Origin of the sequence: Tahibacter harae, from assembly GCF_024437735.1 — a bacterium.
Taxonomy (GTDB): Bacteria; Pseudomonadota; Gammaproteobacteria; order Xanthomonadales; family Rhodanobacteraceae; genus Tahibacter; species Tahibacter harae.
In genome coordinates, this window is sequence record NZ_JANFQO010000018.1 from 42,504 (window position 1) to 56,320 (window position 13,817).

At 69.2% G+C, this 13,817-nt stretch carries 9 protein-coding genes; 4 read left to right on the plus strand and 5 right to left on the minus strand.

The window, feature by feature from the left end:
* Nucleotides 1-58: 58 nt before the first annotated feature.
* Nucleotides 59-1,300: an efflux RND transporter periplasmic adaptor subunit gene (locus tag NM961_RS17625; RefSeq protein ID WP_255915782.1), complete on the minus strand. Its 1,242-nt coding sequence runs from the start codon at nucleotides 1,298-1,300 to the stop codon at nucleotides 59-61.
* 132 nt (nucleotides 1,301-1,432) lie between these two features.
* Here NM961_RS17625 and NM961_RS17630 point away from each other — a divergent pair, with 132 nt between their 5' ends.
* Nucleotides 1,433-1,858: a DUF3052 domain-containing protein gene (locus NM961_RS17630; protein ID WP_255915730.1), complete on the plus strand. Its 426-nt coding sequence runs from the start codon at nucleotides 1,433-1,435 to the stop codon at nucleotides 1,856-1,858.
* A gap of 188 nt (nucleotides 1,859-2,046) precedes the next feature.
* Here the strand turns inward: NM961_RS17630 and rsgA are convergent, their stop codons facing one another.
* Complete coding sequence (rsgA, locus tag NM961_RS17635; RefSeq protein ID WP_255915731.1) at nucleotides 2,047-3,129, minus strand: ribosome small subunit-dependent GTPase A; 1,083 nt, start codon at nucleotides 3,127-3,129, stop codon at nucleotides 2,047-2,049.
* 55 nt (nucleotides 3,130-3,184) lie between these two features.
* Nucleotides 3,185-4,276 carry an efflux RND transporter periplasmic adaptor subunit gene (locus NM961_RS17640; protein WP_255915732.1) on the minus strand — a complete coding sequence of 364 codons (1,092 nt, stop codon included), beginning with the start codon at nucleotides 4,274-4,276 and terminating at the stop codon, nucleotides 3,185-3,187.
* A 303-nt stretch (nucleotides 4,277-4,579) separates the two neighbouring features.
* Here NM961_RS17640 and NM961_RS17645 point away from each other — a divergent pair, with 303 nt between their 5' ends.
* The 3 genes from NM961_RS17645 (at nucleotide 4,580) to NM961_RS17655 (ending at nucleotide 7,385) form a co-directional block, all read left to right on the plus strand.
* The gene (locus NM961_RS17645; RefSeq protein WP_255915733.1) at nucleotides 4,580-5,824 is read left to right on the plus strand and encodes an aminotransferase class I/II-fold pyridoxal phosphate-dependent enzyme; all 1,245 of its coding nucleotides are present in this window, start codon (nucleotides 4,580-4,582) and stop codon (nucleotides 5,822-5,824) included.
* Nucleotides 5,814-6,485, plus strand: a complete 672-nt coding sequence (locus NM961_RS17650; RefSeq protein ID WP_255915734.1) for an SGNH/GDSL hydrolase family protein — start codon at nucleotides 5,814-5,816, stop codon at nucleotides 6,483-6,485. The genes NM961_RS17645 and NM961_RS17650 overlap by 11 nt, the downstream gene beginning before the upstream one ends.
* 69 nt (nucleotides 6,486-6,554) lie before the next feature.
* Nucleotides 6,555-7,385 carry a UDP-2,3-diacylglucosamine diphosphatase gene (locus NM961_RS17655; protein ID WP_255915735.1) on the plus strand — a complete coding sequence of 277 codons (831 nt, stop codon included), beginning with the start codon at nucleotides 6,555-6,557 and terminating at the stop codon, nucleotides 7,383-7,385.
* A gap of 111 nt (nucleotides 7,386-7,496) precedes the next feature.
* Here the strand turns inward: NM961_RS17655 and NM961_RS17660 are convergent, their stop codons facing one another.
* On the minus strand, nucleotides 7,497-10,874 hold the full coding sequence (locus tag NM961_RS17660; RefSeq protein WP_255915736.1) for a S8 family serine peptidase: 3,378 nt from the start codon (nucleotides 10,872-10,874) through the stop codon (nucleotides 7,497-7,499).
* Nucleotides 10,875-11,304: 430 nt separating this feature from the next.
* Nucleotides 11,305-13,632 carry an Ig-like domain-containing protein gene (locus NM961_RS17665; protein ID WP_255915737.1) on the minus strand — a complete coding sequence of 776 codons (2,328 nt, stop codon included), beginning with the start codon at nucleotides 13,630-13,632 and terminating at the stop codon, nucleotides 11,305-11,307.
* Nucleotides 13,633-13,817: the final 185 nt, after the last annotated feature.

Sequence of the window (13,817 nt, forward strand, 5' to 3'; positions counted from 1 at the left end):
AAACAGGGAATGCAGGACGGATCCCGCCCGGTTTGCGGGCAGGTTCCTGATGCGACGATCAACGGGTCCGGGTTTCGACCTTGTCGCCGGATTTCACGCCGTCGGGCGGCGCCAGCGCGACGCGGTCGCCGGCACTGAGGCCGCTGAGCACCTGGCGCGAGGAGGACATGGTCTGGCCCAGGGTGAGCTTGCGTTCTTCCAGGCGGCCGTCCTTGACCACATAGGCCAGGCTGGCGTCGCCGACGTTCTTGATCGCCTCGGCAGGCACCAGCACGCCGGGAATGGGCTTGGCATCGGTGGCCGGAGCCGGCCGGGCCTCGCCGAGGAAGGCGACGCGCGCGCCCATGTCGGGCACGATGCGGCCGTCCTTGATATCCAGGCCTATGCGCACTTTCACCGTGGCCTTGCTGCGGTCGGCGGTGGGAATGATGGCAATGACCTTGCCGGGGATCTTCCAGTCCGGATAGGCGTTGAGCGTGCTTTCCACCGGCTGGCCGGGCTGCACGCGGCCGATGTAGGACTCGTTCACGTCGACTTCGATCTCCAGCGAGTTCATGTCGACGATGGTGCCTATGCCGGTGCGGGTGAAGCCGCCGCCGGCGGACATCGGCGAGACGATCTCGCCGGGCTGGGCTGCCTTGACCGTGACCACGCCGGAGAACGGCGCCTTGACCACCGTGTTGTCCAGCTGCACCTGGGCCATGTCCAGGCCGCTCTGGGCGACGGCGACCTGGCGCTCCTGCGCGGCGATGCGCGCACGCAGCGCGGCCACTTCGGTGACGGCGTCCTCGCTGGCCTGCTGGCTGGTCAGCTTGCGTGCGACCAGGTCCTGCTGGCGCTTCTGATCGCGCTCGGCCCGGGCCAGCTGCACGCGCTGCTCGACCAGCAGGGCGCGCGCGGCGTCAAGCTGGGTACGCGCCTGTTCGAGCGCGGCCTGCGCATCGACCGGATCCAGCCGCGCCAGCACTTCGCCTTCCTCGACGCGCTGACCTTCCTCGATACGCACTTCGGCGACGCGGCCGGTGACCTTGGCCGATACCGTGGCCTGGCGCCGCGCGGTGACATAGCCGCTGGCATCCAGCACCGAGGAGCTGGCGGCCGCGGCCGGCGTGATCGGCTGCGCCACCGCGGTGGCGACGACCCAGGTGGTGCCGCGGCCGAAGGCCAGCCAGCCGCCGATGCCGGCCACGGCCAGCACGGCCAGGCCCAGGCCTATCCAGCGTCCCTTGTGCGCAGCCGGTTCCGGCGGCGCGCTGCGGTCGATGCGCAGCTGTTTGAGCATTTCCGTGTTGTCCACGATTCCACCATGTCCTGCGGGAGGTTTGCGCGGCGGTGTGCGGGCTGCGGGTCGCCGCAATCGCCAAGTGTGCCATAGACTGCCGGCGCGGCCGGGCGGCCGGAAGAGCCGTCGATCAGCATTTGGAGATGACAGGTGTCAGACGTCACGCCGGCCGGCTATTCCGGCAAACCGCTGTCGCAAAAATTGGGATTGAAACCCGGCCAGCGCATCGTGCTGCGCAACGCGCCGGCGGACTATGCCGCGTTGACCGGTTTCGATCTCGCCCAGGCGCAGCTGCTCAGGCGCGCCGGCGCCTTCGATTTCGGCCACGCATTCGCCGCTTCGCGCGCGCAGTTGCAGCAGGCGCTGGATGCGCTGGAACCTCACTTGGCCGACAGCGGCATGCTGTGGATTTCCTGGCCCAAGAAAGCCGCAAAGAGGGCAACCGATCTGAACGAGGACGGCGTGCGCGAACTCGCCCTGCCGCGCGGGCTGGTGGATGTGAAGGTCTGTGCGGTCGATGCGACCTGGAGCGGGCTGAAGCTGGTGCGGCGGGTGAGCGAGCGCAAGCCGCGCTAGCCGCAGATTTTGCGTGGTGCCGATGCGGGATGCGGACGCAAGAATGACGCCCATCCAGGCAGTGACGGCCATACGCGCGGCCGCCCGTGCACGGCGACTGTCCGCTGTTTCCCGGCCGGGTACCGGCCTTGCACCCTTTCGGCGACTTTGGCTTCGCGCCTGCGCTTCGGATCTATGACAGATCGATTTCAGCGCTGACCGTACTTCTCGTTCAGCCGCTTGCCCAGCGCCTTGTTGGCGACCTTGGCCTCGCCCTTGCGCTTGAGCTGCGCTTCCAGGCTGCTGGCCTGGGCTTGCAGTTCATCGCGCAGTTTCTGGTAGCTGGCCCAGCGCTCCGGATCAAGCTCGCCGCTTTCCAGCGCCGCGCGCACGGCGCAGCCGGGTTCGGTCTGGTGGGCGCAGTCGCCGAAGCGGCATTGCATGGCCAGGGCGTCGATATCGGCGAACTGGCCGGCTTCGAGGTCTTCCTCGCCGGTGAGCTTGAGTTCGCGCATGCCGGGCGTGTCGATCAGGCAGCCGCCCTGGGGCAGCGCGATCAGCGCGCGGAAAGTGGTGGTATGGCGGCCGCGGCTGTCGTGCTCGCGCACGGCCTTGGTGGCCTGGCGTTCCACCCCGAGCAGGGTATTGGTCAAGGTCGACTTGCCTACGCCGGAGGAACCGACCACCACCGCGGTGCGGCCCGGCCCCAGATAGGGATGCAGCACGGCGACGCTGGCCGGATCCTTGGCATTGACCGCATGCACGACGATGTCCGGCGGCAGCACGTCGAGCACGTCTTCGAGCAGGGCGTCCAGATCTTCGTGCTGGTCGGCCTTGGTCAGCACCACCACGCACTGCGCGCCGGAGGACTGGATCAGGGCAAGGTAGCGTTCCAGCCGGCGCGGATTGAAGTCGCCGTCCAGGCCCATCAGCACCAGCACGCTGTCCACGTTGGTCGCGATCAGCTGACGCTGGTAGCGCTCGCCCGCGGCGGCGCGCGAGAGCGTGGCATGGCGCGGCAGCACGATCTCGATGGTGGCGGGCTTGCCCGGCTTGAGCAGGACGAAATCGCCGACGGCGGGGCGTTCCACCGGGTCCAGGCTGCGGCGCAGGAAGCGCGCGGCCGGCTGCACGGTGAATTCCTGGGCGCCGTCGTGCACCACGTAGCCGTTGCGGTGCTGGATGATGACCCGCGCCGGCACATGCTCGGCGCGGGCGTCCTCGGGCAGGGTGATCGCGTCGCTCCAGCCTACGGTGGCCAGGCGCGCGAGGGTCTCGGGAGGCAGTTGCATGGCGCGGATTGTAGCTGCGCCGGTGCCGGGCCCGGCAGACGGTGCGGGCGGGTTTTCAGCGCTTGGCCAGGGTATCCGCGGCCGGCTTGTCGGCGGCGCGCAGGGCCTGCACTTCGCTGCCCTCGTGCAGGGCGCTGTGGCCGGCGACGACGACATCCGCGCCCGGGCTCAGGCCCTGCAGCACCTGCACATTGTTGCCGGACTCGTAGCCGAGCTTGACCGCCACGCGCTGGGCCTTGCCGTCGCGCACCACGAACACGCTGCTGTCGCGATCGCCGCTGAGCAGGGCGGACTTGGGCACCAGTATGGCCGCGGCGACATTGTCATAGGCCACATCCAGGCGCGAGAACAGACCAGGGCGCAGCTTGCCGTCGGTATTGTCCACCGCGACCGTGATTTCCACCGTGCCGCTGGCCGCGTCCACCACCGGGCTGACCCGCTCCACTTCGGCACGGAAGGCCTGCTGCGGCAGCGCATCGGCGCGGTAGTCGACCAGCTGGCCGGGCTTGAGCGCGGTGCTGGCACGTTCCGGTACGCGCAGGCGGGCCTTGAGTTCGCGGAAATCGGCCATCTCGAAGGCGACTTCATTCATCTTCAGCAGCTGGCCCTGCTTGATCCAGCGCCGCGTGACCACGCCGTCGAACGGGGCGATCACGGCGCACTTGGACAGGCTCAGGCGGGCCAGGTCGACCTCCGCCTTGCGCGTGGCCAGATCGGACTTGTTCTGTTCATAGGCGTTGCGCGCAATCAGCTGGCGCCGGAACAGGTTCTCGTTGCGCACGTCCTGGTGCTTGAGGCGTTCCAGCTCGGCCTCGGCCTGGCGCAGCAGCACGCTGTGGCGCTCGGCGTCCAGCTTGGCCAGCACCTGCCCCTTGCGCACGAACTGGCCTTCCTCGGCGTTGAGCGCCAGCACGATGCCGCCGATCTCGCTGACCACCTTGGCCTCACGCTCGGCTTCCAGAGTGGCGGTACCGGCATAGGTGGCCGTGATGTCGCCCTGGGACACGGCGGCGACCTCGACAGGAATGACCTCGGCCTTGGGCTTCTCCGCGGTGGCGGCGGACTTGGCATCGCCGGCACATCCCGTCAGCAGCGGCGCACCGGTCACCGCAAGCAGGATCAGGGAGGCAAACAGGGAGGTCTTCATGGCGATCTCTATTGAGATAGTGTTGTAGCGAACTATAACACCAGTACTGGACCGGTCAAGCGGAATCTTACGCAGCCCCTGTTACCGCCCACATCTGCCGGTGGAGACAGTGACTTTCGACTAGACACGGCGCTTTCTGATGCAGCAGAGGCGGCAAAGGTTGCGCAGGAGCCGGCGATCCGGGCCGCTGTCCGGCACAACGCAGCAAAATGCCCGCGATTTGCCACAAATCCGGCCAAGGGTTGGTTGGACATTCGCCCGTCTGCCGCTAGGATTCGGCGGACCCGACCAGGACTCACCGCAATGCCGCAGCGCACAGTACCCGTCAGTTCCCGTCTCGGTGATGTTCGTTACGAGATCCGCGGGGCCCTGTCGCGCCGAGCCCGCGAGCTGGAAGCCGAAGGCCGCGACATCGTCCGCCTCAATATCGGCAACCCGGGCCTGTTCGGCTTCAGCGTGCCGGAGCACCTGCGCCGCACGGTCGAGACCCAGCTGCCGCGCAGCGAGGCCTACTGCCACCAGCAGGGCCTGCAGGGCGCGCGCGAAGCCATCGCGGCGCGCGAAGCGGCCCGCGGCGCGGTCGGCGCGCATGCGGACAATGTATTCATCGGCAACGGCGTGTCGGAACTGATTGATCTGACCCTTCGCGCCCTGCTCAACAGCGGCGAGGAAGTGCTGCTGCCCAGCCCGGACTACCCGCTGTGGAGCGCCGCCACCGTACTCAACGGCGGCCGGGCGCGCTACTACCCCTGTCCGGCCGGCCGCGGCCATCTGCCCGACCCGGACGAGATCGAAGCCCTGATCACCCCGCGCACCCGCGCCCTGGTGCTCATCAACCCGAACAACCCCACCGGCGCGGTCTATCCGCGCGAACTGCTGCAGGCGCTGGTGCGCGTGGCCGAGCGCCACCGCCTGCTGCTGCTGTCCGACGAGATCTACGACGGCATCCTCTACGACGGCGCCGAATTTCATCCGCTGGCGCCGCTGGCCGGCGAAACGCCGTGCATCACTTACAGCGGCCTGTCCAAGATGCACCGCGCCTGCGGCTACCGCGTGGGCTGGATCAGCCTTTCCGGCACGCCGGCGCGCTTCGGCGAATTCCGCGCCGCGCTGGATCTGCTCTCGGCCCTGCGCCTGTGCGCCAACGTGCCCACGCAGTGGGCGGTGGAACCGGCCCTGACCGGCCCGGACACCATGGCCGAACTGGTCGGCAGCGGCGGCCGCCTGCACGCCGCGCGGCGCGCGGTGCTCGACGGCGTGGCGCGCAGCGAGTTCCTCGACGTGGTCGCGCCGCAGGGCGCGCTGTACGCCTTCCCCAGCGTGCGCACCCAGCAGTTCGGCAGCTTCGACGACGAGGATTTCGCCCTCAACCTGCTCGAAACCGAAAACGTGCTGGTCGTGCCCGGCACCGGCTTCAATATCCGCGAGCGCAACCATTTCCGCCTGACCCTGCTGCCGCAGCCGGAAGAGATCGGCGACGTATTCAGCCGCATCGAGCGTTGCCTGGGCCGCCTGGCCCGCTCGGCGCCGGCGCGCCATGTGGCCTGAGCTGCTGCTGACCGGCGTGCTGGCCGGCCAGACCGTGGCGCAGGCCGGCAGCCTGCGCTTCCTGGCCCTGGGCGATTCCTACACCATCGGCGAAGGCGTGGCGGAAGCCCAGCGCTGGCCGCGCCAGCTGGCCCAGCGCCTGCGCGCCGACGGCGTGGACCTGGCCGATCCGCAGATCATCGCCACCACCGGCTGGACCACCGACGAACTCTCCGCCGGCATGGATGCAGCCACCCTGGTGCCGCCGTATGACTTCGTCACCTTGTCGATCGGCGTGAACAACCAGTACCGCGGCCGCGATCTCGACAATTACCGGCGCGAATTCGCCGCCCTGCTGCAGCGGGCCATCGCCCTGGCCGGGCTGCGGCCGCAGCGCGTGCTGGTGGTGTCGATACCGGACTGGGGCGTGACTGCCTTCGGCCAGGGCAGCGGCCGCGATCCGGCCGTGATCGCGCGCGAGCTGGATCAGTTCAACGCCATCAACCGCGAAGAAGCACGGCGTGCCAACGTGGCCTGGGCCGATGTCTGCGCCATCTCGCGCCGCGCCGGCGCCACGCCGGCACAGCTGGCCGAGGACGGCCTGCACCCCTCCGGCGCCCAGTACACGGCTTGGCTGAGCCAGATACTGCCGCCCGCGCGCATCGCCCTGTCATCGCCCTGACCCCGGCCGGCAACGCAACGGATACCTTGCGCGGCTAGCCTTTTCCCGGCTTGGCTACCGGGGCGTCCCATGGACCGCCTGCGTTTCCGCAGCATCTTCATTTCCGACGTACACCTGGGCACCCGCGACTGCCGCGCGGACTTTCTGCTGGATTTCCTGCGCGCGACCCGCTGCGAACGGCTGTACCTGGTCGGCGACATCATCGACATCGAAGCCATGGAGCGCTCGCCCTACTGGCCGGCGCGGCATGGCGAGGTGCTGGCGGAATTTCTCCACATCGCCGCCAACGGCACCGCGGTCATTTACCTCCCGGGCAATCACGACGCGCCGCTGCGCGGCCTGGCCGGGCAGCGCGTAGGCCAGATCGAGGTGGCGCTGGACGCGATCCACACCACTGCCGACGGCCGCCGCTTCCGCGTCAGCCACGGCGACGAGTTCGACCCGGAACACCAGGGCAAGACCTGGCTGACCTGGTTTGGCGATTACGCCTACCGCCTGATCTGCTGGGCCAACCGCAGCGTCAACACCTTGCGCCGGCGCCTGCGCCTGCCCTACTTCGCCCTGTCCATCCTGGCCAAGTCGCGCATCGGCAAGGCGCTGGCCTATATCCGCCGCTACGAGGGCCTGGCCACGCAGCGCGCACGCGAACTGGGCCTGGACGGGCAGATCTGCGGCCATATCCATTTCGGCGCCATGCGCGCGCACGACGGCGTGCTGTACCTCAACGACGGCGACTGGGTGGAACACTGCACGGCGCTGGTCGAGCACGCCGACGGCACGCTGGAACTGCTGCACTGGAGCGAACGCCGCGCCGCGCTGATGCGCGCGGCCGCGGGCGAACGCGCGCCGCAGCCGCAGCCCGTGCCGGCCTGGGCGCAGGTGCTGAACGCGCGCGCCTGAGCGGGCCTGCCGATGCGGCGCGGCGCGGCGTCGCTGTGGCAGGCCGAAAAAGAAAAAAGCCGCAGGAATCGCTTCCCGCGGCTGTTCCTTGCGCCGACCGCAATGCCCGCGCTACGGCGCCGGCTCGAAACCGCTGGCGAAGATCGAATCCGGCGACTGCGCCGCGCAGCTCTGCACGCGGATGTTGTCGACGTACCAGCCGTGCGGCAGGCGGCCCTGGGTGGTGTCGCTGGTCATGCGGAAGCGGATCTTCACCGCCTGGCCGGCGTAGGCGCTCAGATCGACCACCGACTTCATGTACGGCTGCGGATCGCCGCACCAGGCCGGCTTGTTGATCGCGGGGCCGGCCTCCAGCGGGCCGTCGAAGGGATCGGTCAGCATGGCCGTACCCGGCAGCGCGGTAAACGTGGTGCCGCCGTCGCTGGAAACCTCGATAAAGCCGCCGTCCCAGCAACCGGTGGAGCCGCGCGGCTCCAGGGTCTGGTCGTTCTGGAACTGCAGGGTCAGCGGGTTCTCGCCGCCGGGCAGCGTGATGCTCGGCGAAGTCAGGCGCTGGTCGCTGCTGCTATCGATGTCCTGGGCCAGCCAGGAGCTGCCGCTGCCGCCGTAGGGCCGCGCGGTGCTGATCGCCCAGGTGGTGCTGCCGCTGCCGGCCGAGGCGACCCAGCCGTTTGCGCCGTTTTCCACGTTTTCACTCAGCAGCACACGCGCCGCCGAACCCACGCCGCAATCGCCGGGCAGGGCCACGGTGCTGAACGGCCGGCCGGCCGAGGCCGCGCCGGTGCCGCAGATATTGTCCGAGCGCACGCGCCAGTACAGCGGGGTGTTGCTGGGCAGGTCGATATCCGGCGTGGCGCTGGTCAGCCGGGTGGTGGCGCTGAACAGGATGCTGCCGAAGGCCGCGTCGCTGGCCACTTCGAGTACGTAATCGCGGCCCTGCGCCGCGGCGGCCCAGCTGAAGGTCGGCCGCAGCGGGACATTGGTGGCGCCGGCCGCCGGCGCGGCCAGGACCGGCGCCGCCGGCGCGGCATTGGCCACGGCCAGTTCCAGCGCGCGGCTGCGGTTGGCCGAGGTCGAGGCGGCCTGCAGCTGGAAGCTGTAGTTGCCCGGCGCGACCGCGTCCAGGGTGCTGAGGTCCACGCTGGCGCTGTTGCCCGGCGCCAGGCTGGGCGGCGTGACCACGCCGGTAGCGCCGGCCGGCAGGCCGGCCAGGCTCAGGTTCACCGGCGTGACATAGCTCATCACCGAACCGACCGCGACCGCGTAGCTGGTCGTGCTGGCCGAGGTGGTGCACACCTCCTGCGAGGTATCGGGGATGCTCAGCGTGTAATCGGGCTGGGAGACGCAATTGACGCAGACCAGGGCGAAATCCTGGTCGGTGGTGTCGCCGCTGTTGGGCAGCGCGTCGGAGCTGATGTTGGCCGCCGCCACGCGCACTTCCAGCGCGCCGCCGGCCAGTGCGGCCGGCGTGAGCACCACCGATTCCACATTGTTGCGGTTGTCCGCGCTGCCGCCGGTGGCGCTGTTGCCGTCGGCGCCGAACACATTGCCAAGGTAGACGCTGGCACCGACGCCGACGCTGAGATCCAGGTCGTTGTTCCAGGCCGGCGTGGTGCCGCCCAGGCCATGGCCCGGCGCATCGGTATAGGCCAGCACGATCTGCACCGGCTTGGCCGGATCGGGCGGGGCGACATTGAGGGTCCAGCTCTCGCCGGTGTTGTCGAATACGCGGGTGTCCTGGTCGTAGTACAGCACCGGCGTGGCCGGGCCGATCAGCCAGTCGGCGCGCACGCGGCCCCAGCCCTGCCGGGAATCCGGGCGGTGGCCCATAGCCACGCCGTCGGCGTCGAAATGGCCGTTGAGATCCATGGCCGCGGCGATCAGCGCGGCCTTGATCAGCGCCGTGCTGGGCGAGGCGCCGGCGTGGGCCGTGCGGTATTTCTCGATGAACAGCGCGGACAGGCCGCTGACCTGGGGCGAGGCCATGCTGGTGCCGCATTTGTAGCCGTAGCCGGTGGCGCTGACCGGCGAATCCACCGAGCAACCTGGCGCGACCAGGTGGGGGATGCGGCGGCCGTCCAGGGCCGGGCCATGGCCGCTGTTGTCGGAAAGATCGTTGAACTGGGGAATGGCGGCGCCGGTGTTGGTCTGCGCCTTGGTCGAGCCGACGGTGATGACGTTCTTGGCCTCGTCGGGCGAGCCCTGCGAGCTGGTGCCGCCGTAGCCGTTCATGATCGACAGCACATAGGTCAGCGGCTGGTCGCCGGCGATGTCAGGCTTGGTGTCGCGGGTGCCCACGTCGACCTGGCGCGTGTCCGCGTCGTAGCCGCGCGGCGAGCCTGCCGGCCCCCAGCTGTTGCCGGAAATGTCGGCACCGTTGTCCTGCGACTGGCGCATCAGCTTGAGCATGCCGCCGGCCTGGGTGAACGTCGGGTCGTAGACCTGTTCGATCAGCTTGGCGCCCGGCGCCATGCCCAGACCGCGGCGGAAACCGTTGGCATCGTTGCTGCCTGAGCTGCCGTCGCCGGCCATGATGCCGGCGGTGTGGGTGCCGTGATCGTCGGTGGCCGTGCCGCCGCAGGTGTCGCCGGTACACGGCAGCATGCGGCCGACCAGGTCGGGATGGGTGTCGAAGATGCCGCCGTCCACGTTGGCGATCTTCACGCCGTTGCCGGTGACGCCGGCCGTGCCCAGCCAGGCCAGGTAGCCCGGCACCGGCAGATTGGTGGCGCCGAGGTTGTTGGCGGTGATCTGGTTGGCCAGCTCGGCGCGCTTGCCGCCATCGCGCGGCACCGGATCCAGTGCGTATACGCCGGGCATCTGCGCCAGCTGTTGCAGCGCCTGGGCGTTGGCGCCTTCGAGTTCGACGATCTCGAATTCGCGGTCGATCACGCTGCGCTTGCCCACGCTGACGCCGCTGGCGCGCAGCGCCGCGTCGGCGATGCCGGCGCCGCGATACAGCATGGCGCGCCATTGCTGCTCGCCGCGCAGCAGGCCGTCGTTGACATTGGCAGTCTTGTACTTTGCAAGAAAGTCGCCACTCCAGCGCAACGCGCCGCTGCGCTGGCGCGCCTGCGCCAGGGCCGCGCTGTCGGCCCAGACCACGTAGCTGAACGGCGCGATGTACTGCAGCGGCCGCACGCCGGCGGCGGTGAGGGAATCCAGCCACTCCTGCTTGACCGGGCCGTCGAACTGGACCAGGCGCAGCGCCTTGCCGTCGCCATATTCCTTGGTGTTGGCCGCGCTGTCCTGGCGCGGATCGAAGCTGCGGTAGCCCAGGTCCAGGCTGAAGGTTTCCGCCTCGCCGGCACCGCTGCCGCTGCCGCGCACCCAGGCGAAGCTGCCGTAATCGTGCACCACGCTGGCGCCGCGGGCGACGGCGCGCGGCACCTGGTCGCGGGGAATGCGGGCGTAGTCCGCGGCCAGGGCGGATCCGGAAACCAGCGCGGCAATGGCCAGCGCCAGCGCTGAACGATGCGGTAGTGACATGTCTTGACCTCGATTCGGGAAAAGCGCGGCTTGCCCCTGGTTCGCGCCGTGTTCTGTTGCGGTCGTCAGCACCGCGCGGCGGTGCTGAATTGTCGATATTGCAAGATTTCAGGGCCGGCCGACTGCACGGAGCCTGCAATCCGTACAGGTCTGAACGAAGCGTGGCTGCGCTCCGCTCCGGCGCGCGCCGGAGGCGGATCGCGCCCTGCAGAAATGGCCATGCGCCGCCGGCAGGCGCCGGACCTGAAGACCCAGAAAAGATGCATCCCGCGAATGAGTTTTTGCCGGCAACACCTGGGCCGGCGGACCCATGTCTGGTTTTTCCGCCCGCAGAAACGCAAACACCGGATGACGGGCATCCGGTGCGGCGGGGTCAGGCGCGGGAAGGCAGAAGGCCGCACCGGTGGCCGGTGCGGCCTTCCCGCGCGGATCAGAACGGGATTTCGGTAATCCGGATCACCACTTCGGCCGAGGCTTCGTGGCCGTGGTCGTCGGTGATGGTGTAGCGCAGCTTGCCGCGGCCGTTGGTGCCGTGCTGGTGCTCGAAGCGGATGGTGCCGTCCGGGTTGATGCTCACGGTGCCGCGGTGCGGGCCGAGGTTTTCCACCGCGATCACGCGCAGGGTGTCGCCGTCGGGATCCGAGTCGTTGGCCAGCACGGCGAGGTTGGCCCCGACGCCCTTGAGCATGCCGAACTCGTCCGGCATAGCGACCGGGGGCCGGTTGCCGCCGCTGCCGCCCACGGTGACGCTGACGCGCGCGGTCGCCGTCTGGCCGCGCGAATCGCCGGCCACGTAGGTGAAGCTGTCGGTGCCCTCGAAGCCGGCGGCCGGCGTATAGGTCACGCTGGCATCCCGGTTGATGACGACCTGGCCATGCGCCGGCGTGCCGACCGAGGCCACCGTGAGCGGATCGTTTTCCGGATCGCTGTCGTTGTCCAGCACGCGGATATTCACCGGCGTGCCCACCGCGGTGCTGGCGCTGTCATCGGCGGCGACCGGCGGCCGGTTGACGCCGTCGCCGCCGACGGTGACGCCGACGAAGGCGGTGTCGGTGCCGCCGTGGCCGTCGCTGATGGTATAGGTGAACACCTGGATGCCGACATGGACCGGCGACGGCGTGAACGTGACGCCGGTGGCGGTGTAAGTGACCGAGCCGTGCGCCGGCTGGGTCACGCCGGTCACCGTCAGCGTATCGTTTTCAGGATCGGTGTCGTTGCCCAGCACGTCGATGGTTACGGCCGGCGAACCGAACGGGATTGCGATGGCATCGTCGACCGCGTCCGGCGCGGTGTTGGCGTAGGTGCGCGGCCCCAGCGTGGTGGTGGTCGTGGCGCGCTCGAAGCGGTAGACGTCGACGGTGCGCTTGTGCTGGGCCGGATTGCGCAGCGCGCGCTCGATCCAGGCCGCCGGCGCGGCGACCGGCTCGCGCTTCCATTCCACCGAGTCCTTGCCCGGCTGGGCGGCCGGCGCCGGGGTCGAGGTTTCCTCGACACTGAGGAATTCGATATCGACGCGGCGGTTCTTCTGCCGGTTGGCTGCGGTGTCGTTGGGGAAGCTCGGATTCAGCTCGCCGGCGCCGCGGGTGTCGATCTGCTCCGCCGGCACGCCGCGCGAAACCAGGTAGGCCTTGGCGCTGGCGGCGCGGCGCTCGGACAGCGCCTGGTTGTAGGCCTCGCTGCCGACGCTGTCGGTATGGCCGGTGATGGTGATGCGGCTGACGCGGGTGTTGCCGTTGAGCTTGGCCAGCAGCGCATCCAGCGCCGCGATCGCGTCGGGGCGCAGGTCCGCATGGTCGAAATTGAAGAAGGCATCGCCGTCCAGGCGCACGTCGTTGCGCACCAGGGTGGGCTCGGCCGCCGCCTGCGCGACCTGCGGCGCCGGCGTGACCACCTCGACCATGCGGTAGGGCTCGCGCGGGCGGTAGCTCTGGCCGAATTCGTAGCGCAGGCTGAGCCAGCCGCGGGTGTCGTTCTCGTCAAACTCGAAATCGCCGGACTTCTTCAGCTGCTCGCCGTCCAGCGACAGGCTCCAGCCGGTGTTGCGGATGTACTTGTCCACACCGAGCGAAAGCGTCAACTGGTCGGAATTGTACTTGCCGCGCTCGTAATCCAGGCCGCCGCGGATGCGCCACAGGGAATCGTCGAAATAGCGGCCCAGGCGCAGGCCTATGCCATGGTCGTAGGGATGCTCGAACGCGTCGGTGATGAGCGTCGTGGTCTGCAGCTGGGTATAGGCGTGGCCGTTCTCCACGCCGCTCAGCGTCGCAGTGGTGACATCGGTGGTGCTGCCGATGAAACGCTTGCCGCTGATCGCGCCGGACAGATAGCCGTCGACGAAGAAATCGTTCTTCTGGTAGCCCACGCCGACCGTCGCCTTGCGGTCATTCCACACGTTCTGGTCCACCGCGACGAAGGCCTTGGCCACGCGCACGCTGTCGGGATTGTCGATGGTGTCCTGGCGGGTCTTGCCGCCGAGTAGCCAGTGGTAGTCGAACTGTACGCCGCCGGCGCCGCCCTGGGCCAGCCAGAGCTGGCCTATCCAGGCGGAATCGCCGTCGAAGCCGAAGATGCCCAGGGCCTCGCCGTTGACGTCGCCGTCCTCGTTCACCCCCAGGCTGACGCGGGCGTTGGCGCCCACATAGGTCAGCGGAATGCTGGGATCGTTGGCCGCCGGCCTGTCCGGGGCGGCGGTGTTCTGCGCGGCGGCGGCGGAGCACAGGGCGAAGGAAATGCTCAGGGCGAGCAGCGAACGGCGCATAGAAATTCTCCAGAATCCATGGAACAGGGGCCAGGCGCGGCGATTATTACCGAAGCGTTGCGGGGCCAGAATCCGGGAAGTTCACCGCTGAACGTGAAATTTCTCTGGATTGCGACGCGCTTCGCGCCACCTCTGCGGCCCGCGTGGCGTTTTCGCCCCGCGGCCGGCCCGGCGTGTAGACGCGC